General features: G+C 42.0%; 20 protein-coding genes. 4 read left to right on the top strand and 16 right to left on the bottom strand.

The window, feature by feature from the left end:
* Positions 1-554: 554 nt before the first annotated feature.
* The 16 genes from modC to nifH form a co-directional block, all read right to left on the bottom strand.
* A complete protein-coding gene (gene modC / locus QZ576_RS19985) occupies positions 555-1,637 on the bottom strand; it encodes a molybdenum ABC transporter ATP-binding protein (RefSeq protein WP_297100563.1) in 1,083 nt (360 codons plus the stop codon).
* Complete coding sequence (gene modB, locus QZ576_RS19980; RefSeq protein WP_297100560.1) at positions 1,634-2,335, bottom strand: molybdate ABC transporter permease subunit; 702 nt, start codon at positions 2,333-2,335, stop codon at positions 1,634-1,636. Before modB ends, modC begins: the two co-directional genes overlap by 4 nt.
* Positions 2,328-3,089 carry a molybdate ABC transporter substrate-binding protein gene (gene modA / locus QZ576_RS19975; protein ID WP_297100557.1) on the bottom strand — a complete coding sequence of 254 codons (762 nt, stop codon included), beginning with the start codon at positions 3,087-3,089 and terminating at the stop codon, positions 2,328-2,330. The genes modB and modA overlap by 8 nt, the downstream gene beginning before the upstream one ends.
* Before the next feature lie 145 nt (positions 3,090-3,234).
* Positions 3,235-3,630, bottom strand: coding sequence for a hypothetical protein (locus QZ576_RS19970; RefSeq protein WP_297100554.1), 396 nt, complete (start codon positions 3,628-3,630; stop codon positions 3,235-3,237).
* Between the two features lie 22 nt (positions 3,631-3,652).
* Positions 3,653-4,822, bottom strand: a complete 1,170-nt coding sequence (locus tag QZ576_RS19965; protein WP_297100551.1) for a porin — start codon at positions 4,820-4,822, stop codon at positions 3,653-3,655.
* Positions 4,823-4,832: 10 nt separating this feature from the next.
* On the bottom strand, positions 4,833-5,957 hold the full coding sequence (locus QZ576_RS19960) for a hypothetical protein (RefSeq protein WP_297100548.1): 1,125 nt from the start codon (positions 5,955-5,957) through the stop codon (positions 4,833-4,835).
* Between the two features lie 221 nt (positions 5,958-6,178).
* Entirely contained in the window at positions 6,179-6,484 is a 306-nt protein-coding gene (locus QZ576_RS19955) for a (2Fe-2S) ferredoxin domain-containing protein (protein ID WP_297100547.1), read from the bottom strand.
* A 104-nt stretch (positions 6,485-6,588) separates the two neighbouring features.
* The gene (locus QZ576_RS19950) at positions 6,589-6,930 is read right to left on the bottom strand and encodes a NifB/NifX family molybdenum-iron cluster-binding protein (RefSeq protein ID WP_297100544.1); all 342 of its coding nucleotides are present in this window, start codon (positions 6,928-6,930) and stop codon (positions 6,589-6,591) included.
* Between the two features lie 105 nt (positions 6,931-7,035).
* Positions 7,036-8,295 carry a radical SAM protein gene (locus tag QZ576_RS19945; protein ID WP_297100542.1) on the bottom strand — a complete coding sequence of 420 codons (1,260 nt, stop codon included), beginning with the start codon at positions 8,293-8,295 and terminating at the stop codon, positions 7,036-7,038.
* Between the two features lie 37 nt (positions 8,296-8,332).
* Positions 8,333-9,739 (bottom strand): nitrogenase component 1, encoded by a 1,407-nt coding sequence (locus QZ576_RS19940; RefSeq protein WP_297100537.1) that lies wholly within the window; start codon positions 9,737-9,739, stop codon positions 8,333-8,335.
* 99 nt (positions 9,740-9,838) lie between these two features.
* Positions 9,839-11,167 carry a nitrogenase iron-molybdenum cofactor biosynthesis protein NifE gene (nifE, locus tag QZ576_RS19935; protein ID WP_297100534.1) on the bottom strand — a complete coding sequence of 443 codons (1,329 nt, stop codon included), beginning with the start codon at positions 11,165-11,167 and terminating at the stop codon, positions 9,839-9,841.
* 173 nt (positions 11,168-11,340) lie between these two features.
* Positions 11,341-12,723 carry a nitrogenase molybdenum-iron protein subunit beta gene (gene nifK, locus QZ576_RS19930; protein ID WP_297100531.1) on the bottom strand — a complete coding sequence of 461 codons (1,383 nt, stop codon included), beginning with the start codon at positions 12,721-12,723 and terminating at the stop codon, positions 11,341-11,343.
* 18 nt (positions 12,724-12,741) lie between these two features.
* A complete protein-coding gene (gene nifD, locus QZ576_RS19925; RefSeq protein ID WP_297100529.1) occupies positions 12,742-14,373 on the bottom strand; it encodes a nitrogenase molybdenum-iron protein alpha chain in 1,632 nt (543 codons plus the stop codon).
* 16 nt (positions 14,374-14,389) lie between these two features.
* A complete protein-coding gene (locus tag QZ576_RS19920; RefSeq protein WP_297100526.1) occupies positions 14,390-14,764 on the bottom strand; it encodes a P-II family nitrogen regulator in 375 nt (124 codons plus the stop codon).
* 18 nt (positions 14,765-14,782) lie between these two features.
* The gene (locus QZ576_RS19915) at positions 14,783-15,109 is read right to left on the bottom strand and encodes a P-II family nitrogen regulator (protein WP_297100523.1); all 327 of its coding nucleotides are present in this window, start codon (positions 15,107-15,109) and stop codon (positions 14,783-14,785) included.
* Between the two features lie 54 nt (positions 15,110-15,163).
* Positions 15,164-15,988, bottom strand: a complete 825-nt coding sequence (nifH, locus tag QZ576_RS19910) for a nitrogenase iron protein (RefSeq protein ID WP_297100521.1) — start codon at positions 15,986-15,988, stop codon at positions 15,164-15,166.
* A 428-nt stretch (positions 15,989-16,416) separates the two neighbouring features.
* Here nifH and QZ576_RS19905 point away from each other — a divergent pair, with 428 nt between their 5' ends.
* The 4 genes from QZ576_RS19905 to QZ576_RS19890 all read left to right on the top strand — a co-directional run bounded on the left by QZ576_RS19905 (position 16,417) and on the right by QZ576_RS19890 (position 22,219).
* Complete coding sequence (locus QZ576_RS19905; RefSeq protein WP_297100517.1) at positions 16,417-17,151, top strand: hypothetical protein; 735 nt, start codon at positions 16,417-16,419, stop codon at positions 17,149-17,151.
* Between the two features lie 232 nt (positions 17,152-17,383).
* Positions 17,384-17,833, top strand: a complete 450-nt coding sequence (locus QZ576_RS19900; RefSeq protein ID WP_297100514.1) for a MarR family winged helix-turn-helix transcriptional regulator — start codon at positions 17,384-17,386, stop codon at positions 17,831-17,833.
* A gap of 37 nt (positions 17,834-17,870) precedes the next feature.
* Positions 17,871-19,046: an efflux RND transporter periplasmic adaptor subunit gene (locus QZ576_RS19895; protein WP_297100511.1), complete on the top strand. Its 1,176-nt coding sequence runs from the start codon at positions 17,871-17,873 to the stop codon at positions 19,044-19,046.
* Between the two features lie 20 nt (positions 19,047-19,066).
* Complete coding sequence (locus tag QZ576_RS19890) at positions 19,067-22,219, top strand: efflux RND transporter permease subunit (RefSeq protein WP_297100510.1); 3,153 nt, start codon at positions 19,067-19,069, stop codon at positions 22,217-22,219.
* The last annotated feature ends 13 nt before the right edge of the window (positions 22,220-22,232 follow it).

Below are 22,232 nucleotides of genomic sequence, written 5' to 3'. Positions count from 1 at the left end.
ATCCTGAGCCAGGATCAAACTCTCCGTTGTAAATATAAAAAGTTTAATATCTTTCGCTCCAGGTTTACTTGTCTCTCAGAAATCAACAAAGTTGTTTTAAATAACCTTGCTTTTTTGTGCTTCAAAATTTTAAAGAACTCGCGTAAAAAAACCAGCACCTCAATCTTACCTCTTAATGCCGGTCATCTACTTTTCTTGTATTTTTCACTCTGGCGTTTCCTTCTTCTCAAAATCGCTCTCAACCACCAGAACTCGTTTCCCTTTTAACGGGGCGACAAAGGTAATTACTTTTTCAAAACCCCCAAAACTTTTTTAAAGTTTTTTCGAAAATTTTGTTTCCAAAATCTTGCGGCTTTGACGTGATCTGCAGTGCCGTTCCACCAGCCTTTCAATCACTCTGCTCTTACCATCAACTTGTCATTTGAACGTTGCTTTATCTCTAAAGCGGGTGCAAAAGTAATCAAGGTTTTTAATAATGCAAGCGCTTTGGCAAAATAAATTGAAAGTATTTTTAGCCTAAAATCGCAAGTGGCTGATTATCTGAATAGAGGGTTTCAATAAATTTTTAGTGATGCTGATTTAAAAAGACAGTACACCCGCTGCCCTTTCTCAAGGCACATACTTTTTTGTGAGGCTTCCGTTACTTCTACGATGATGTTTTCCCCTACATCGACTACGCAAAAAGCAAGGCCGTCTTTTAAAAATACTTCTTTCATGGTGCCTTCTACCTGGTTGCGGAGGGAGATATTTTGCACAGGCTCTTTTGACAAGGCTATGCTTTCGGGTTTGATCAGGACTTTTAATTCCTGATTAACCTCAACATCTTTTCCAATAGTTTGCGCTAACGCCTGTATCTGCAGGTTACTTTTATTGCTTTTCAGCAAAACCATATTCTTCGACTCGAGGTGCGCAAATACCGACAGGTGCATTACATTGTACCAGCCCGACTCGTGCATCAACTCTAAATTTTCGGGTTGATCCAACAGATCGGTAAACTTTCCATGCCCCAATAACTGCCCGTTTTTCAATAGCAACAAATTATCGGTAAGACTTAAAAGATCGGGAAGATCGTGGCTTACTATTAATATAGGGAGCGAAAACTTCTGATGCACCCGGTTTAAATAAGGAATTATTTCGCGACGCAGGTTTACATCCAGTGCCGAAAACGGTTCGTCCATCAACAATATTTTCGAACCACTGATAATGGCACGCCCAATTGCTGCGCGCTGTTTTTCTCCGCCGGAACACTGTTCGGGTTTCTTATTTAATAAATGTGCGATCTGCAAGGTATCAACCACCTCATCGAAAAACTCCTGATCGGGATTCTTTTCTCCATATAATAGGTTCTTCTTAATAGTATAATGTGGAAAAAGTCGTTCGTCCTGAAAAACGTAGCCTACCTTTCGCTGCCGGATCTTGACATTTATCTTATTATTGGTATCAAGAAGTGTGTCGCCATTCAAATGAATATAACCTGAATCAGGTGTAACAATCCCGGCAATGGAATTCAGCAAACTGGTTTTTCCATGCCCCGACGGTCCAAAGATACCGGTAATCCCATTTGGGATTTCGGCTTTTACATCGAGCGTAAAATCATTTCGCTGCAGTTTTATATGGAAACTCAATGCCGAAGTCATGCCGTTTTACTTTTAATTACACGTCGGTTTAGGAACTCAGCAGCGATCATGGCCAGCAGCGATAATATAACAGATACCACAACCAAACGCATGGTTGAAGCTTCTTGTCCGGGCACCTGCATTTCCGAAAAAATGGCTAGCGGAAGTGTTTGTGTTTTTCCTTCGATGTTTCCCGCGAATGAAATAGTGGCTCCAAATTCGCCCAGACTTCTTGCAAAGGACAGAATGAATCCACTAATTACTCCTGGCAATGCCAGCGGAAGTGTAATAGTAAAAAACACTCTTAGATTAGATGCTCCCAAAGTACGTGCAGCCTCTTCCAGTTTCTGATCTACCAGTTCGATGGATAAACGAATGGAGCGTGTGACCAACGGAAACGACACAAAAATAGCTGCGATTACTGCGGCATAAAATGAAAAGGCAATTTGAATTCCGAATACTTCGTAAAAGAATTTACCGATGAATCCGCGGTTTCCGAAAACCAGTAATAATAAATAGCCGGTTGTAATGGGAGGTAAAACAAGTGGTAAATGGATGATTCCCTCGACCACCGACTTGCCGAAAAACTTTTTGCGGGCCAGAAACCAGCCCACGGCTATTGCCAGCGGCAAGGTTATTACAGCACAAATTAGCGCAACACTTAACGATAATTGTATTGCCGACCACTCGCTTGCCGTATATTTAAACAATTCACTCAATATTAAATCCGTGTTTTATCCAAATGTCTTTTGCTTCTTTTGAGGTCAGAAAATTATAAAAAAGCTTGGTTTGTTCGTTGTTTTTGTTCTTTAAAATGGATGCATAGAAACCAATTGGCGGATGCAGATCATCAGGAACAATGGAAACGATCTTAACTTTTTTCGATTTCAGGACGTCGGTTTTGTACACAATTCCCATTTCCACTTCGCCCAATTCTACCACCATTAATGCCGAACGCACATCTTTTGCAGGCAAGATGCGGTCAGTTAAAGCTTCAGCATAACCACCGCTCTCAATTGCTTTCCATGCATAGTCGCCTGCCGGTACGTGTTTCGGATCGCCAATAGATAAGCGTCCTTTAAATTGTGAGGGAAAATGATCCAAAAATGTGATGGCGTCCGTTTCACTATCAGAAGGAACGATTACTGCCATTGATGTTCCAACAACTTTTTCTTTTGATTCAGGAACAACCAAATCCAGATTAATAAGGTAGTCCACCCACTTTTCGTTGGCAGAAATGTAGACTGAAGGTTGTGCTCCCTGTTCAATTTGTCGTGCAAGCGTACCCGACGAGGCAAAATTCAGTTTGATATCGATGTCATTTTCTGCTTCGTAGATTTCGGCAAGTTCGGTAACCACATTTGTTAATCCTGCCCCACTAAAAACCAATAGCTCCGTTTGCTGCGATTTGTTTTTGTTGGTGCAGGCAAAAGTCATTACAATAACCAGAAAGCAAAATATTAGTTTCTTCATAAATAATAATTTTAGCCAATGCCGAAATTTCATTCTAATCCTCCCATGGAAAAGTAAGTAATTATTACGCAAAAACAACCTTAAACGCCGAAAGATTCCTGACAGCATTTCGGATAACCGAAAGTCGAATTCTGAGATCGATTTGCTAAACCGTTTGTCCTTTTAATAGTAAGCCCTCGCAAAAACTTTTCAAATCACCCATGAAACCGATCATACGAGATAGTTCTTCATGTGTTGGATCTTTTTGTTCCTGCACTTCCAACGAACAGTAATTCATAAAACGATTCATAAACCGGGCTTCCTGATGAAACGGCTCGGGTATTTCGATATTCTTAGCCACCTGACGGAGCATGTAAGAAATCCCTTCGTGCTCGGGCATTTCGCCACTGCTTATACACAAGGCTGTCAGATAATTTTCGATAGCCATACTTATCAAATTATAAACAACCTGGCTTCCAAACTTCATTTTACCAAACGAGCCTATTGCTGCTTTTGAATAATCATTAGCATCGTCGAAATATTTTTTCCATGTCTGTTCCATAAGGCCTCTATTTTTTAAAGATTTATACTATTAATTGTAATCCAAGCGAAATGTAATTTCCCGGATACGTGGTATTTTTAATATAGCGATTTTTAATTCCGTCGCCATCGTGAACTACATAGTGAAGATTCACCTTCACTTTCTTTTTGGCAGAAATGAGATTCACTCCAAAATCAAGCTTTGTATCGGTCCCGTCGAAAAACGAAACATCTTCATAATTCTCGTCACCGGAGAATTTTTCAAACATTGCTGTCGGTTCCAGTACCCAATCCTTTTTAAGAAATATGTTGAAACCGGAGCGAACCATAAAACAATTGGCGTGGTATTCGAGGTTGTTTTTCCGAATTAAATGATTGTACTCTCCGTCGATTTTCAAATGCCCGATATAAATGGTTGCATCGGCACTTACTGTTTGGGTGCTTTCAAAAATGTCCGTTTTCCCTTGTGTGGAGAATCCCACTCCAAAAGTTGCACTTGTTTGTTTTTTCAGTAGGTTGTTCGAGAAACAATATTTGTATTTCGAAAATTCCTTATCGCCGAAGTTGAGCATAAAATGTCCCAGCAAAACCGGCGACCAGTTTGTTTCCATAATACTCACCGCATCCTGTCGGTTGATTATTGATATATTATATATAAGTGTTTGTTTTCCCAACTCGCCTAAACCACCCAAATTAATTCCGGGACTTATTCCGTTTGCTTTTCCGGTAACCAGTTGGCGCAGGTAACATGAGTTTTCTGTTTTGTCTAGCGAACTGGTCGTCCATGGTGAAGTTGTAGATTCGCGGCTTACGTGAGGTAGAAAATAACCACCTGTTACATTCAGCCAGTCACTCTCAGGAAGAAGATCGTAGGTAAAATAAGCACTCCAAAGTGCTACTGCTCCGGCATTCACAACTCCTTTTGTGGATGAAAAACCATCCTTTGCCAGGTTATCGAAAGCGACCATTACGTCGTACGATAACTCGGGTAGAACATTTCCTTTCACTCCCAAACGGCCGCGTCTGAAATATGAGGCAAAACGATCGGCAGCTTCTTCGTCATCGGTAGTCACTCCCTGACTGACAACATTCCAAAACTGGACCTTTACATAAGGAGTGATGGTTGGCTTGAACGGTTTTTCCTGAACGGTTTTTCCTGCCGTAGCCACAAGTTCTGCCAAAAGCAGCCATATGAGAATTCCTTTAAATTTCACTGCCGCAGAATTAAATGTTCGACGAAATCAGGTTTTTCACCTCGTTAAAATGCAAATCGCGCTTTAACTCGGTCGACAGCTTTTTAATTTTAGCTACAAGAATGGCCAGTTCGTTTTTAGGCAGAAAAATATTTCGTTTTTGAAGCATTTCGTCAACTGCCCCCATTCCCGAGTGTTTTCCGATGACCAGCTCCATTTGTCGGCCAATTTCGTTTGGATTAAATGGCTGATATGAAAGTGGATTCTCTTTTAAGCTGCGGCAGTGAATTCCGGATTCGTGCGAGAAAACCAATTCTCCCGATACAGGTTTCGACAGTGCCAGTTTTCGTTCTGATGCCTGTTCCACCAGTTTCGAAAGCTGAACCATTTTTTCACCTTCGAAATTAAAATCGTAACCGCAGGAGTATTTCAGGGCAAAAGCCACTTCTTCCAAACAGGCATTTCCGGCACGTTCGCCCAGTCCGTTTACCGTTAAACTTATACTTTGTGCGCCCGACTGTAAAGCCACAACGTGGTTGGCTGTTGCCATTCCCAAATCGTTGTGCCCGTGAAATTCAAAATCTACATCAGCAAAATCGCTGCTTAAACGGGAAAACAGGTTCTGTGTAGAAAGTGGATTTAAAATTCCTACCGTGTCGGCAATGCGCACACGTTTGGCACCGTATAAAGTTGTTAGATAGATGTATTCTTTAAGGAAATCGTAATCGGCACGCGAAGCATCCTGCGCACCAACGGCCACAAATTCGAAATGGTTTGTGGCAAAATTCATGATCTTGGGAAGGTTTTTTCGCACCCAGTCGCGCGACTTCCCAAGCGTATCAAGTTGTATATCGGAAACCGGAAACGAAAGGTTGACCCTTTTTGCTCCTGTAGCCAGGGCAGCTTCCAAGTCGTTGAAAGTTGCCCTGCACCAGCAGGTTGAAGCGAAGGAAAATCCCTGGTTGATCAAACAATGAATGTCGCTCTGCTCTTTTTCGCCCATGGCCGGTGTGCCGATCTCTAATTCAGGCACGCCAATTTCATCAAGCTTTTGAGCTATTTCGAGTTTCTCTTTCAGTGAAAATACTACACCAGGCGCTTGTTCGCCGTCGCGCAGCGTAGTGTCGATCAAATATGGGAACTTCTCATCCTTCATAATATATAATTGTTATTGGTTTTTAATCCGATAAAAAGTACCCCCGGCATAAGCCGGGAATACGGTACAAGTTGAAGTTTGATTAGTTCTGGTTATACCGATGAGTGTTTAACTTTAAACAACTATCGGCATTATCCATTGTAATTTCATAGTTTCGCTTAGTGCTCACTCTGAAAACAATTTGGATAAGAGGGGAAAATCAATTGAGCTAGCAGTTTAACTTACTCGCTTATGAGATAATCCTCAACGGCCTCCCCCTCTTCCAGTGCATCTAAAATTTCGTCGATTTTTTCCTCGTTAATTCCTCCGTACCAATAGTTATTAGGGTGAACAACCATTACCGGCCCTTGTGAGCAAACGTTTAAACAAGCGGTGGAAGAGACCGCGACGTCCATGCCGCGGTCGTTACATTCTTCCATTATATATTGAATTAAATCGGATGAACCGTTTTTGTTACAATAACCTTGTGCATCCCCGGCAACCCGGTACGAGTTGCATACTAAAATGTGAAATTCTGGTTTTTTCATGTCTGATTTCTTTTATCGGAAGTCACCCCTCTCCCGATGAATCGGGATCTCCCCTGAAGGGGAGAAAAGAAGCAACCTGCGAAGATTTATACTTTGTTGATTTTTTATTTGCATTTTCCGCTACACCCGGGGATTTTATCCACCTGGCAAGTACAGTTTTGTACAGCAATTCCAATTATATCGAGTTGCTCTTTTGGTTTTTCACCAATCTGCACGGTGTACAGCTTTTCGCAATCCTCGAGTTTTTCTTTTACTGTTGTAAATCGATCGGAAGAAAATTTATGATCAGCAACCGGTTGGCCTTCTCCGCTGCAATACGAATCAACTTCGCGTGTTTCCACGAGTTTCATTTCCTCGCCTTCCACGTCGTACACATCAAAGCGAGTGGCTTTTCCAAAGTGCTGATCTACTTTTTCTCCGTTACTTGTTGTTACTGCTATTCTCATTTCAGTTTATCTTGGTTGTCATTTCGATCCGTCGACTGACGGGGAGAAATCTCATCTTTGAAACAGATTTCTCTCTACGTTCGAAATGACATTAATTATTATTCATTAACCGCAACCGGTTCCTTTTCCCGAACATTCTGATCCGCATTTGAAAACATCGGCTTTTTTCAGTGTCCGGAGTTCTTTGCCTTTATAAACAGCATCCAATCCCTCATCGATCAAACCGGTCATTTCAACGATCTTGATTCCGGCACGGCCAATAATCGACGATGGCGATGGTCCGATTCCGCCAACCAGCAAGGCCCTGCAATCATCGATCACATCAGCCAGTACTGCCCAACGACTATTACCTGCTCCTGGTTTTGGTGTTGCACGTTGCTCAACCATTCGATATCCATTTGGCGTTTCTCTGAAAATGTACAGTTGTGTAGCTTCGCCCAGGTGCTGGTTTACCAATAATCCTTCGTGACTGGCAACAGCAACGTATGGTTTTGTTTGGTCAACATTTACCGACAGGTTCGACACTTCTGACAAAATCTGTTTTGCTTCAGCATCGTCTTTACCCAGCAATCCGACAGCATCGGCACGACAACGTGCACAGTGAGTCATTGGTGGCAAATATTCTTTTATACCGTTTTGTAATTCTTTCATTCGTTTTGGCGAAGGCTCTTCAAAATCCTCGAAAGGAGTCCCTTCAACCGGGTAGAGCGGAATGGTATTCATAATATCCACTTCCATCTCTTTCATTTTTTTGGCAATATCAACGATCACATTGTCATTGATTCCCGGCACTACAATCGAGTTGATTTTTACGGTAATGCCTGCACGTTTCAAAGCACGAATTGCTTCCATCTGGTTTCTAAGCAGAATTTCAGCTGCCTGTTCTCCAAAATACCCACGCTTCTCGAAACGCACCCATTTATATAATTGAGATAATGTTTTAGTCTCGGTTCCGTTGAGTGTAATTGTAACGTGGCTTACTTCCAGTTCCTTCAATTCATCAACATACGGCAAAACATTCAGTCCGTTTGACGAAAGACAAAGGATCATTTCCGGAAATTCTTTACGAATTAAACGAAGCGTTGTCATCGTTTGAATTGGATTGGCGAACGGATCGCCGGGACCAGCAATACCCACTACCGACAAATGCGGCATTTTTTCTTTTAACCTGATGGTGTAGGCCAGGGCCTGCTCAGGTGATAGTACTTCGCTGGTAACACCAGGGCGGCTTTCGTTTACGCAATCGTAATCGCGTTTGCAATAATTACAATGAATATTACATTGCGGTGCCACCGGGAGATGCACGCGGGCATATTTGCCTTTTGCATGCTTATTGAAACAGGGATGTGTTTTAATGTCAATCATAACCTTCTGTTTTTAGCTGCGAGTTCTCGCTTTGTTATTACATATATTTATAGCCTACCGGCGAATTACTTTGTTTGTGTTCAATTAGTGCATTCACTACTTTGTCGAATAGCTCCTGCGTACCAGAATAACCAAGATGTTTTATGCGTTGTCCGCCCACACGGTCGTGAACCGGGAAACCTACACGAACGATTGGGATATTCAGCTCGCGGGCGATGTAGTAGCCTTTGCTGTGTCCTATCAGGATGTCAGGTTTATTTTCAAGGCTCCATTCGCGAATACTTTCAAAATCGTATCCCTCGCGAACCACTACTTTATCTTTATTTTCAGGACAATATTTTTTTATTTCTTCCTCCAGGATACCGCTTTCGCCACCTGTAGCAACTAGCGCCAATTCAATTCCAATTTCATCGAGGAAAGCCGCCATGGCAACTACAAAATCTTCTTCCCCATAAACCACAGCCTTTTTCCCAAAGGTGTATTTATGTGCATCAACATAGGCATCTACCAGCCGACCACGTTGTTTGGTATATTTTTCAGGAATATCGTTGCCCGAAAGAGTTTTCAGCTCCTCGAAAAAGGCATCAGTTTGAGTGATACCAATTGGCATGGGCATATTTACTAACGGCACGTCCATTTCGTTTTTCAGGAACTGTGCTCCGGTGCGCGACAATTGTTTGCTTTTTACGCGGCCTGATAATTTTCCTCTGTTCAGAATTGTACCGAATTCGATGCTGGCTTTGGCAGAACCACTTTTTACTACATCCTCTTTTGACGTTCCGCCTTCCGGAATACGATGATAAGTATCCCAAACCGGGTTATCAAGGCTTTCTGAATAATCGGGCATCATAATGTCTTCCAACGAAAAGTCGGCCATTATCTCTTTCAGCAAGCGCAAATCTTCGGTTGAAACAAAACCGGGGAAGAGATTTACATGCTCTTGCGATGGGCCTTTTTTAGCATAGCTTTTTACCACGCCGGAAACAGCTTCGTGAAATCCATCAATGTGTGTTCCCTGGTAGCTGGGTGTTGAAGCCATCACGAAATCAGTGTCAATTTCAGGATGCTTCTCCAGAAAAGAGTGTACGAACAGGCTAACATCGTCGCCAATGGTTTCGCTCAAACAGGTTGAAGCGATGCCAATAATTTCCGGTTTATATTGATTAATAATATTAAGGACAGCCAGTTTAAAGTTTTCGTCGCCACCAAAAATGGTTGCATCTTCGGTAAAATTCGACGAGGCAATGTCGATGGGCTCTTTGTAATGAGAGATCAGGTAGCGGCGAATATAAGTTGCGCAGCCCTGTGAGCCGTGAATAAGCGGAACACAGCCTTTAAAACCTTTGAAGGCTACACTGGCTCCCAGTGGCGAACAAAGTTTACAGGCATTTTGTGTTGCCTTGTAATTTTCTTTTGCTTTTGGTACTGAATTGAGTTCAAACATCCGATTTGTTTTTATTCAATATTTTTTCCGATTCATTAAAGGGTCCCCCCTTTCTAAAACACAATCACGGTCTGTAACTAACCGATTTTGTGTTGCTTATTATTTCACGAACTTCCACACCGGGCTTGTAACCGAGGCGTAAACTTCTTTCGCAAAATTCATCATGCCGACATAGCCGGCCAGTGCTTCTTTTCTTTCGTGATTGTGATCGCAAAAACCAAGGCCAAGTTTATGGGCAATAGGGCGTTCTTTCACTCCGCCAATAAACAGGTTGGCACCGGTTAGCTTCACAAATTCAGAAAGTTCATTTGGATTGGAATCATCAACAATGATGGTTCCCTCATCACACAAGTCTTTTAGTAGTTTATAGTCTTCTGCATTTCCGGTTTGCGAACCAACAACCACTGTTTTCATTCCTAATAATCGCAGGGCTTTTACAAGCGAGATGGCTTTAAAAGCGCCGCCTACATAAATGGCTGCTTTTTTACCTTCCAGCTTTTGGCGGTATGGTTGCAATGCCGGTAACAGTTTTGAAATTTCGTTGGTAACGAGTTCGCGGGCTTTAGCCAGCATTTCATCGTCTTTGAAAAACTTTGCCACTTCGTATAAAGCTTCCGACATGTCCTCGATTCCGAAATAGGAAACCTTCATAAAAGGAATGTCGTATTTTTCCTTCATCTCTTTGGCGAGGTGCATTATCGATCCCGAACACTGAACCACGTTCAGCGAGGCTTTATGAGCGCGACGAATCTGCTCAACACGACCATCGCCGGTCATGCATGAAATAATTTCAACACCTAGTTTCTTGTAATATTCAGCCAAAATCCACAACTCACCGGCAAGGTTAAAGTCACCAAGAATATTGATTGAATATTTGGGAGCTTCATAGTCGTTGTTTGTTCCAACTAATTTTGAAAGCGCGCCACAAGCAATTTTGTAGCCGTCTTTTTTTGTTCCGTTAAAACCTTCCGACATTACCGGAATAACGTCGATGCCTTTTTCTTTTGTAACCTGGCGGCAAACGGCTTCTACGTCGTCGCCAATAACTCCGATTATACAGGTTGAAAATACAAAGGCTGCTTTTGGCTGATGTTTGTCGATTAAATCAATAAGGGCGTGATACAATTTCTTTTCGCCGCCAAAAACCACGTCTCTTTCTTTTAAATCGGTGGTAAAACTGAGGCGGTGTAACTGTGGTCCCGACGAAAGGGAACCACGAATATCCCAGGTATAAGAAGCACAACCAACCGGTCCGTGAATAACGTGCAGTGCATCGGCAATTGGATAAAGCACCACGCGCGATCCGCAAAACACACAAGCTCGTTGCGAAACTGATCCGGCCAGACTCTTCTTTTCACAGGATATTTCTGCTGAATCGGTTCCTTTTGTAAGGATTTGATTTTCGCGATCTTTTAGATAGTTGCTCATAATTCAAATGTTAAAAGATGGACGAAGTTGCCTGCAAGCAGGTCTTATCCTAATTACAATTCTGATTTATTATCTCTGATTCTTCTTATGTAGTGCCAGTTATTTCGGGTGATGTTCAGCTGAGAGCGACTCAGCTGAACCCACCTCGAAATCATATTTGAATTATATTGCAACTACATTACAAGTTCGAATGATTCTTCAGGAGCTGTAGCATCGATTTTATCCATGATAGCACCCAGAATCTTCTCAAGGATTCGAAGACCTCCCTGGTAACCTACAGTTGGGAAATAACTGTGTCCAACGCGGTCAATAATTGGGAATCCCATGCGAACGAATGGTATATTCTCATCGCGAGCGATGTACTTACCGTAGGTGTTACCAATCAATAAGTCAACAGGCTCTTCTTTAATCCACTGGTGTAATAAGAACATATCAGCATTCGGACCATTTTTGAATTTAGTTTCAGACACTTTGTCGCCTAAAATCTCTTCCATACGTTGTGTGAAACGTTTTCCTGGTGTTCCTGAAACAATGTAAACAGGTTTCATATCCAGGTCTAACAAGAATTCAGTTAACGGAAGTAAAGTATCCGGATCACCAAATAATGCCACACGTTTTCCGTAGAAATACTGGTGCATATCAGTCATCATATCCATTAAGCGACCACGTTCTTCAGAAATAATTTCAGGAATAGAAACTTTTCCGGCAGTTGAAAGTGCCTGTATAAAGCGGTCGGTTGCACTGATACCAACTGGCACATCGTTCATTGAAAATGGTACTTTACATTTATTGTCTAAAGCAATGGCTGCGCTTTTTGCACCCCATTCGCCCAAAGCAACAGTGCCCATACTATTTCCCATGCTAACCATTTCGTCAATAGTAGTACCTCCTTTTGGATACATTTGGTATTTACCCGTCATCGGTGTATCTACTACATCTGATGTATCGGGAAGAAGAACTGTTTTAACATCCATTAAACCAGCCAATCTTTTTAACTCGCGCATATCCGATGGTTCAACCCAACCTGAAAGCAGGTTTACCTGGCGCAATTTTTCGTCCGTTTTAAAGGCAAAGTATTTTACAAATGCTTCCAACATGTTGGCGTAACCGGTAACATGCGAACCTACATAACTTGGTGTTGATGCCTGAACTACGTGTTTTCCTTCAGGAATTCTACCATCGTCTTTTGCTTTTCCAACAATCTGTCCAAGGTCGTCGCCAATGGTTTCAGACAAACAGGTTGAGTGAACGGCAATAATTTGAGGTTCGTAAATACCAAAGATATTATCGATGGCCTGCAGTAAGTTTGCCTGTCCACCAAATACCGATGAACCTTCAGTAAACGAACTGGTTGCAGCCATTACCGGCTCTTTATAGTGACGAGTTAACGCACTTCGGTGATAAGAACAACACCCTTGCGAACCGTGGCTGTGTGGTAAACATCCGTGCACACCCAGGGCAGCATACATTGCACCTACCGGCTGACAAGTTTTCGCCGGGTTAACGGTTAATGCTTTTCTCTCTTTAACTTCTTTTGTTGTATGACGTAATAACATAATTTTTCCTCCTATTCTTTAAGCATCTACAGTTACACTTCCTACAATCTCTGGTTCGAGTTTCCAAGGTGCATCAACCAGTTTCCATATTTTGGTTCCCAGCATACGCTCCATTTCAGTGTAGAAATTAATGGCTCCTCCAAATGCAGCATAAGGACCGCCGTAGTCGTACGAGTGCAACTGTTTTAATGGCACTCCGTATTTCTGAACAACATATTTTTCTTTAATACCTGCGCAGAATACATCAGGCTTATAGAATTCGATCAGCTTTTCAGTTTCCCAGTGGTTTACATCGTCGATTACCAGCGAGTTCTTTTTCATATCTGGCATCATACCTTTGTAGTCTTTAAACTGATAACCGCTTTCTTCCAACTTGGCTTTTTTCTCTACCAGGTCATCGCGGAAATGGGCTTCGTCTTTTTCAACCACAAGGTCTTCGATGTTACGGGTATCAGCGTCGATTTTAATGTTAGGAATAACTTCACGACCTTCGTAATCATCGCGGTGCGCAAATTCATATCCGGCAGAAACTGTTTTTACTCCAAGCTCTGTAAACAAATCCTGATAATGGTGAGCACGTGATCCACCAACGAACATCATGGCAAGTTTGCCTTCCGTTTTAGGTTTAACCACATCGGCAACTGCTTTTACTTTCGCCATCTCGCGAGCGATAACTTCTTCAACTTTGGCTGATAATTCCTTATCGCCAAAGTAATCGGCCATTTTACGCAATGATTTTGCAGTTGATTCGGCTCCGATAAAGTTGACTTTAAACCATGGGATACCGTATTTCTCTTCCATCATTTCGGCAATGTAGTTGATGGAACGGTGACACATAACCATGTTCAGGTCGGCAGTGTGTGAATATTCCATACTTTCGATAGTAGAGTTACCAGAGAAAGTAGACAACAATTCAACACCAACTTCTTCGAACAATGCTTCAATTTCGAAAGCATCACCACCAATATTGTATTCTCCCAGTAAGTTCACCTGGAATTTACCTTTGCGAGGACGGTCGTTATTACCAACCACGTTTTTAAATACCCCGTTGTTGGCAATGTGGTGACCGGCTGACTGTGATACTCCGCGGTAACCTTCGCAACTGAATCCGAAGATATTGATACCCAATTCTTCTTTCATTTCGCGGGCTACTGCATGAACGTCATCACCAATCAAACCTACCGGACAAGTTGAGAAAATACCGATTGAACTTGGATTGAAAATATCAAATGCTTCGCGAATTGCTTCTTTCAGTTTCTTTTCGCCACCAAATACAATGTTTTCGTCTTGCATATCGGTAGAGAAAGAATAAGTAATAAAGTTATCTCCACCTTCAGGAACACGTGTTTGGTTACGACGCGTTAACCAGGCGTAAAAACTACATCCAATTGGTCCGTGAACCAGGTTGATGATATCGCGTGTTGGTCCTAAAACCACACCCTTACATCCTGCGTAGGTACATCCACGCTGTGTAATAATCCCGGGTATGGTACGAATATTGGCTGCAATCTCCTGATTTTCTTCAGGATCGTTGATTACCATTGCCTTAGACCGCTTTTTAGCTACTTTCCGGGGATATTTTGCCAGCATCTCCTCCTTCAGTTGAGAAGGATCGGGCAAACCGTTTGTATAATCTTTTTTATTTGGCATAATTTTGTCTTTTTAATTAAAGGATTGTCGTTCCTGTTTCGCCGGTACGAACCCTGTAGGTATCATCCAACGGAAGAACAAATATTTTTCCGTCGCCGGGAGCAGGCGTCTGATTAACTTCGATAATCGTATCAACTGTTAACTGTACATTGTGGTCGGAAACCGCAATATTTAGTACACGCTGTGGTCTCAGTCTTGGTTCTTTTCCGAGATGGGCAATTGCTTCAGGCATATCTTGTTTTACACCTTCCAACACTTGTGCATCCCAGGCACCTTTTCCGCGTCCGAAAACTTTTCCGGTTGCAGTCATCGATGTGATACCTGCCGCGGTTAAAGCCCTTTTTGTTGCATTCATTTTATCGATCCTGATGATCGCCAATACCATCTTCATAGTCGTCTGATTTTAGAATTATAATTCTTTAGTTCCGCGGCTGATGGTGTAGGCCTCATCTACTGCAGTAACGAATATTTTTCCGTCTCCAAATGCACCTTTCGGCTCCGTGCGAGCTGCTTCCATAATGGTGCTGATTGCGAAGTCTTTGTCTTCATCTTTAATCACCATAATCAACATCTCTTTCGGAAGTTCGTCATAAGTAATATCACCGATTTTAATACCACGCTGTTTACCTCTACCCACTACCGGAATCTTAGTAACTGCGATGTATCCTGCTTCAAACAGGGCTTTTAAAACTTTACTTGATTTCTCTGGGCGCACAATGGCTCTTATCATTAACATAACTACTGATTTTTAAAGGTTTTTAATTTTGTTTTGTTAGTTGATCTGGTTGACTTAGTTAGCAATACCGAAGTCGATCAATAGTTTCTCCAATGCCTCGATTTCAAGAGGCTCAGGAATAACTTTCAATTCGTTACTATCAATAGCTTTTGCTAATGCACGATATTCGTCAGCCTGTGGGTGTTCAGGAGCAAATTCGATAACTGTTTTACGGTTAATCTCTGCTTGCTGAACCATATTGTCACGAGGAACAAAGTGAATCATCTGAGTTCCAATTGCGCTTGCCAATTGCTCGATCATCTCTTTCTCGTTATCAACCTTACGTGAGTTACAGATAAGACCTCCTAAACGTACTGTACCTGTTTGAGCGTACTTTTTAATACCTTTACAGATGTTGTTAGCAGCATACATTGCCATCATCTCACCCGATACTACAATGTAAATCTCTTCAGCTTTACCATCGCGGATAGGCATTGCGAAACCACCACATACAACGTCACCAAGTACATCGTAGAAAGTATAATCAGTTTCGAATTTTGCATCCCAGGCACCTAATTGCTCCAACATATTAATTGAAGTAATGATACCACGACCGGCACATCCTACACCTGGCTCAGGACCACCTGATTCAACACAACGAGTACCGCCATATCCTTCTTTGATGATATCATCTAACTCTACATCTTCACCTTCTTCACGTAGTGTATCCAGAACGGTTTTTTGTGCCAAACCACCAAGTAACAAACGAGTAGAGTCTGCTTTAGGGTCGCAACCTACTACAATTACATTTTTACCCATTTCTACCAATCCTGCTACTGTGTTCTGTGTTGTGGTTGATTTACCAATTCCACCTTTACCATAAATTGCAATCTTTCTCATGATTCTTGTATTTTAAAGTTTAAATCGTTTGATTTCCTATGTGCCATATTGGTGCCAAAGAATATGCTCGACAACATAGTTTTACAACACAAACCACCGCTAACCAACTGATATTCTGTAGCTAAAAAATTTTATAAATTTTATTTTCAGGAAAATTCAAGAGAAGTAATCCTACATTTTTGTAGGATGATACCGTATAACGCACAATAAGGTGGAAATTTTTAAGAAGCCCATGTTTAAAGGGCATTCGGGGTGTTAACATTGAGGTAACCTACATTTTGGTAGGAATGGAAGTGAATGTGAAAAAGTGGAAAGAAATAAGGTCACCGTAAAATACACCGCTCCGCAGTGTTTTAATTTTCAATTTAAGGTTAAGCATAACTCTCATTTGGGAAATCATTTAGGTAGATTGCTGATATGGAATATTTTTGAAGAAAATTTATTGGAATATGGAATACCTGAAGGCGGCCATAGAGCTTAAAAAGTATATCAAAGAGATCAATCAGCAGATAATTGGGAAGGAATTAAGTCAGAAAAATCCAAACATCATGTTTGTAAAACTTTCAGATGGTTCTGTTACTGAAGTGACTATGACCGAATATACCAATGATTTTGTATCTGCAACATTGGCATCTCTTCCTGGTTCTGAATCATTTATAATTACAGATTTGGCAACAATGAATGCGCAAGGACAGGAACTCACTTACTGGCTGTATAAAGGGTATAATAATCAGACTGAAAATGGATTGGTTTATTTTCAGGTAATCGATAAGGATACACTGATGCCTAAAGGGGAATTGCAATTTAGCAATCTTGAAAAGAATATTTTTTGTGAAGTCAAGGCTCCTGATTTTGAAGAAAGCTCAAGCAATGCCATGGAACCGGACGAAGAAATTAAAGGCAAAAAAAGTATTGTTTTTCTTGTTGGCAACATGAATGAAGAGCGTTTGCTGCATGATATTCAACGTTTAATTGTTGATACTATTAATAATGTACAACGCCATTCCGGATTGGATTTCCACTTTATATTAAATATCTCAAAATTTAATGGAACCCCAAGTGAGGATTTTAAAAACCGGATTAAGGAGATTGAACAGTACACGAATAAGTTTGTCACTCCTGAATACCCAAACACTGAGTTCGTTTTCGATATAGAGGAATAAAAGTTCGCTCTCGTAAACAATCTATCCACTTTTCCTCCTAAGCTACTTTTATCTATTATAGTTGCATTTTACAACTATGTTTATTTTGTGTTAACAAACCAAACGCTTAATACCACGCTATCTATCAATAGATTATGTTTTATTTAGAATTTCTTAAAATAAATTTCACAAAACTAGTTGACTTTTGCAACTAATTTGTTTTAGCTTTGTGCCACAGAAACGAGAGAAAGTCATGAAAACGCAAAAACCATTAACCTATTTACTTGGGCAAACCATGAAATTGGTGCGCTACAAGTTAATGGAAAAATATAAGGACAGTAATATAGAACTGACCCTGGAACAGTTTGTAGTTCTACACTTCATCAACGAAAACTCAGAATCTACACAGCAAGATCTTGCTAATCATTTTTTGAAGGACAAATCAATTATTACACGCCAGATTAATACGCTTATTGATTTGGGTTATGTAACACGCACACAAGACGAAGACGATAAACGCAAAAAACACTTAATGCTAAGCACTCAAGGATTGGAAATATTTGAGCAGCTCAAAGCCAAGTCAGTGGAAGTATCGTCGGAGCTATTGGATGGAGTTTCGCAGGAAGAACTTACAATTTTTGAGAATGTGATTTCTAAAATACAATTAAACACAGGTTTTAAAGACTGCCTGTCGGGTTGCTAACATGATATTGAAAATTAAAAATTATAGATACGAAAACATGAAAACAATTGCACAATTTACAAGCGTGGCCACAGTTGCCATTCTTTTACTTTTTTCTTCCTGTTCGAACAAACAACAGGGAGCTAACCCAATGATGGGCGGACAGGTTGCTGAGTACCTTATACAAGAGCTTAAGCCGCAAAACATTACGCTTTATCAGGCTTTTCCAGCCACTCTGGAAGGTGAACAAACCGTTGAGATCCGCCCGAGAGTTGCCGGTTACATCGAGAAAATTTTTGTCGACGAAGGTGACTATGTGAAAAAAGGCCAGCTTCTTTTTCAGATAAATGCCAACGATATTCGTGCGCAGGTTCGATCGGCCGAAGCACAGATTAAAGTTGCCGAATCGCAGGTAGCCACAGCAAAAATCGAATTGGAGAAAACCGAGCCGCTGGTAGAGAAAAACATTGTCAGCGAGTTTCAGCTCGAATCGGTTAAAACCAATTTACAAGCGGCCGAAGCACAGTTGGCACAGGCACAGGCTAATTTAGCCAATGCAAAAGCCAACCTCGAATATACCATGATAAGCAGCCCAACGGACGGTTATATCGGAACTTTCCCTTACCGCGTTGGTAGTTTGGTTAGCAGTTCGGTGGCGCAGCCGCTTACAACTGTTTCCAATACATCAACTATGCGTGCTTATTTTTCGATCAACGAAAAGGCATTTTTACAATTGACTAAAAACCTGGAAGGTGCTACCACCGGCGAAAAACTGGCAAACCTGCCGGAAGTTGACCTGATCTTACCCGATCAATCGGTTTACGCGCAAAAAGGTAAAATCGAAATTGCCAGTGGAGTTATCGATCCGCAAACCGGTGCGATAAATATGCGTGCTTCGTTCCCTAACGCTGAAGGAAACCTTCGCTCGGGAGGAAGCGGAAATATTCGTTTACCAAATTACATGGAAGATGTTTTGCTGGTTCCGCAACCGGCCAGTTACGAAATTCAGGGAAAACATTTTGTATACGTAACCAACAGCGAAAACAAAGTTGTAAATACTGAAATTCAGATAGTAGCCGGCGATTTGAAAGACGTTTTTGTGGTTACCTCGGGACTTAAAGCCGGCGATAAAATTGTGGTTGAAGGAATTACAACTCTTCGCGATGGCATGCAAATTAAACCCAAGTTAGCCGGACAAGCGGTAGCCAACAGCAACCAACCTTCGAACAATTAATAATTTAGAAGACAACAGTTATGTTTAGAAAATTTATAGAAAGGCCGGTACTTTCAACGGTTATTTCAATCCTGCTGGTTATTCTCGGTGTGCTGGGAATTACCACTTTACCCATCGAGCAGTATCCCGATATTGCTCCGCCAACAATCCGGGTATCGGCTAACTACACCGGTGCCGATGCGCAAACCGTTCTGAACAGTGTGGTTATTCCGCTCGAAGAACAGATTAACGGTGTTGAAGACATGATTTACATGAGTTCAACAGCGAGTAACAACGGGTCGGCCACAATTCAGGTGTACTTTAAACAAGGAACCGATCCGGATATGGCAGCCGTTAACGTTCAGAACCGTGTGGCACGTGCCAACGCGCTGTTACCTGCCGAGGTTACGCGTGCGGGAGTTCTTACTGCCAAGCGCCAGAACAACATGTTAATGGTATTTTCGCTGTACAGTAAAGACGGAAGATACGACGAAACATTCCTGCAGAACTATTCGAAAATTAACCTGCTGCCACAAGTACAACGTATTAATGGTGTAGGTGAAGCGATGGTTTTTGGGCGAAAAGACTACTCGATGCGTATTTGGTTAAAACCGGATATCATGTCGAACTACAATTTAATACCTGCCGATGTTGTGGGTGCACTGAACGCACAAAACCTTGAGGCCGCTCCCGGTCGTTTTGGTAGCGAAAACGGTCAGAGTTTTGAGTACGTAATCCGTTACCGTGGAAAACTCACCCAGCCTGAAGAGTTTGAAAACATTGTAATAAAATCAGACGAAGACGGAAATATTTTGCGACTTGGTGATGTTGCCCGAGTTGAATTTGGTTCGCTCGATTACACAGCAATGACACAAACCCAGGGACAACCGGGTATTAGTATGGCCATCTTCCAATCGGCCGGATCAAACGCCCGCGAAGTAATTCTGGAAATCGAACGCACACTTGAAGAAGCTTCCCTGTCATTTCCTCCGGGAGTTGATTATATGGAGCTCATGAACACCAACGAATTCCTCGATGCCTCAATCGAAAAAGTATTGCACACTTTGCTCGAGGCGTTTATCCTGGTATTTATTGTGGTTTTTGTGTTCCTGCAAAATTTCAGGGCAACGCTTATTCCGGCAATCGCCGTTCCGGTATCAATTATTGGTACCTTCTTCTTCCTTAACTTATTTGGATTTACCATCAACCTGCTAACGCTGTTCGCGCTGGTACTCGCCATCGGTATTGTGGTCGACGATGCCATTGTGGTGGTGGAAGCGGTTCACGCCAAACTCGACTCCGGGGCGCGGAGTGCTAAAAACGCTGCAATTTCGGCAATGAACGAAATTTCAACAGCCATTGTTTCTATTACCCTGGTTATGGCAGCGGTGTTTATTCCGGTAACATTTATAACCGGAACCACCGGAGTGTTCTACAAACAATTTGGTATTACGCTTACTGTCGCCATCATACTTTCAGCAATTAATGCGCTTACCCTGAGTCCTGCCCTTTGTGCGCTTTTCCTAAAACCACACAGCGAAGAAGAAAAAGGACAAAAAGGTGTAATGAAACGCTTTTATGTTGCTTTTAACACCGCATTTGAAAGTATGACCGGGAAATACAAAAAGGTAACCCATTTCTTTATCAATAAGAAATTACTGGCCGGAACAATGATCATCATTTTTGTTGCCGTGCTTGGTTACCTGATGAAAACAACGTCGACAGGTTTTGTTCCTGCGGAAGATACCGGCCGAATGTTTGTTGATATTGCTATGCCTCCGGCTTCTTCGGGAGAAAGAACAGCAGAAGTTGCGAAACAAGTTGATGCAATATTAGAAACAATACCAGAAATTAACGGACGAACTGTTGTAACCGGATTCTCATTTATGGGAGGACAGGGATCGCCTTACGCGATGATCATTGCCGGTTTAAAACCTTTCGACGAACGAAAAGGTGAAGGACAGGATTTGAACAGCATTGTGCAAAAACTGTACATGCTTACCTCGCAAATTAAAGGTGCACGTATTATTATCTTCTCGCCACCAATGGTTCCCGGATTTAGTGTTACCGGCGGTTTCGAATTACAATTGGAAGACAAAACCGGTGGCGATATTCAAGACTTTGAGAAAGTGGCCAATAATTTCCTTGGCGCCCTAAATCAGCGTCCCGAAATTCAATATGCACGTACGGCATTTAACACCAATTTTCCGCAATACAAAATTGATGTCGATGCTGCTCGTTGTATGCGTTCGGGTTTGGAAGTGAGCTCCGTTCTTTCGGCAATGCAAGGGTACATTGGTGGATATTACGCCTCCGACTTTAACCGTTTTGGTAAACAATACCGTGTAATGGTACAGTCGGAAGCACAATACCGCGGAAATCCTGAAGACTTAAATAATATTAAAGTACGTACCGGCACCGGCGAAATGGCTCCTATTTCGGAGTTCATTACGCTAACAAGAGTGTACGGACCTGAAACGATTAACCGTTTTAATATGTACACCGCCATTACGGTAAACGGCAACCCAAATGCGGGTTACAGTTCGGGTGACGCCATTGAAGCTGTTCGCGAAGTGGCTGCCGATCTTTTACCAACGGGTTACGACTACGAATTCTCGGGTATCACCCGCGAGGAAATCAACGCAGGAAATCAAACCATCATCATCTTTATTTTGAGTTTGATTTTCGTATACTTCCTGCTGGCTGCCCAGTACGAGAGTTACATCATGCCACTTTCGATTATTGTCTCGCTGCCAATTGGTATTGCCGGAGCGTTCATCTTCGCCCGCATTTTAGGTGTTGAAAACAACATTTACCTGCAAATTTCGCTGGTAATGCTTATCGGACTTCTGGCTAAGAATGCGATTCTTATTGTAGAGTTTGCCCGACAACGACGCGAATCAGGTCTGTCGATTATTGAGGCTGCCGTTGAAGGGGCCACTGCCCGACTTCGCCCGATTTTGATGACATCGTTTGCATTCATCGTTGGATTGATTCCACTGGTTATCGGAACCGGAGTTGGCGCCAACGGTAACCGCTCCATCGGAACCGGTGCTGTGGGAGGTCTGTTTATCGGTACTATGATTGGTATTTTGGTTATTCCGGCCATGTTCGTGGTTTTCCAGATTTTGGAAGAAAAAGTGAAGAAACCGAAGGAAGAACAAGAAATCTCAGAAATGAACAGTTTGGGTTAATCCGCTAGAAAAG

The sequence above is a fragment of the uncultured Draconibacterium sp. genome (genome assembly GCF_913060805.1).
Classification (GTDB): Bacteria; Bacteroidota; Bacteroidia; order Bacteroidales; family Prolixibacteraceae; genus Draconibacterium.
This window is presented reverse-complemented; position numbering and strand designations above follow the sequence as displayed.

Excerpts from the sequence above, each read along its gene's own strand:
- QZ576_RS19915 (WP_297100523.1), bottom strand. The coding sequence starts at position 15,109 with ATGTTAATGATAAGAGCCATTGTGCGCCCAGAGAAATCAAGTAAAGTT.
- QZ576_RS19890 (WP_297100510.1), top strand. The coding sequence starts at position 19,067 with ATGTTTAGAAAATTTATAGAAAGGCCGGTACTTTCAACGGTTATTTCA.
- modC (WP_297100563.1), bottom strand. The coding sequence starts at position 1,637 with ATGACTTCGGCATTGAGTTTCCATATAAAACTGCAGCGAAATGATTTT.
- QZ576_RS19960 (WP_297100548.1), bottom strand. The coding sequence starts at position 5,957 with ATGAAGGATGAGAAGTTCCCATATTTGATCGACACTACGCTGCGCGAC.
- QZ576_RS19950 (WP_297100544.1), bottom strand. The coding sequence starts at position 6,930 with ATGAGAATAGCAGTAACAACAAGTAACGGAGAAAAAGTAGATCAGCAC.
- QZ576_RS19920 (WP_297100526.1), bottom strand. The coding sequence starts at position 14,764 with ATGAAGATGGTATTGGCGATCATCAGGATCGATAAAATGAATGCAACA.
- nifH (WP_297100521.1), bottom strand. The coding sequence starts at position 15,988 with ATGAGAAAGATTGCAATTTATGGTAAAGGTGGAATTGGTAAATCAACC.
- QZ576_RS19895 (WP_297100511.1), top strand. The coding sequence starts at position 17,871 with ATGAAAACAATTGCACAATTTACAAGCGTGGCCACAGTTGCCATTCTT.
- QZ576_RS19900 (WP_297100514.1), top strand. The coding sequence starts at position 17,384 with ATGAAAACGCAAAAACCATTAACCTATTTACTTGGGCAAACCATGAAA.
- nifD (WP_297100529.1), bottom strand. The coding sequence starts at position 14,373 with ATGCCAAATAAAAAAGATTATACAAACGGTTTGCCCGATCCTTCTCAA.
- nifK (WP_297100531.1), bottom strand. The coding sequence starts at position 12,723 with ATGTTATTACGTCATACAACAAAAGAAGTTAAAGAGAGAAAAGCATTA.
- nifE (WP_297100534.1), bottom strand. The coding sequence starts at position 11,167 with ATGAGCAACTATCTAAAAGATCGCGAAAATCAAATCCTTACAAAAGGA.
- modA (WP_297100557.1), bottom strand. The coding sequence starts at position 3,089 with ATGAAGAAACTAATATTTTGCTTTCTGGTTATTGTAATGACTTTTGCC.
- QZ576_RS19940 (WP_297100537.1), bottom strand. The coding sequence starts at position 9,739 with ATGTTTGAACTCAATTCAGTACCAAAAGCAAAAGAAAATTACAAGGCA.
- QZ576_RS19955 (WP_297100547.1), bottom strand. The coding sequence starts at position 6,484 with ATGAAAAAACCAGAATTTCACATTTTAGTATGCAACTCGTACCGGGTT.
- QZ576_RS19970 (WP_297100554.1), bottom strand. The coding sequence starts at position 3,630 with ATGGAACAGACATGGAAAAAATATTTCGACGATGCTAATGATTATTCA.
- QZ576_RS19945 (WP_297100542.1), bottom strand. The coding sequence starts at position 8,295 with ATGATTGACATTAAAACACATCCCTGTTTCAATAAGCATGCAAAAGGC.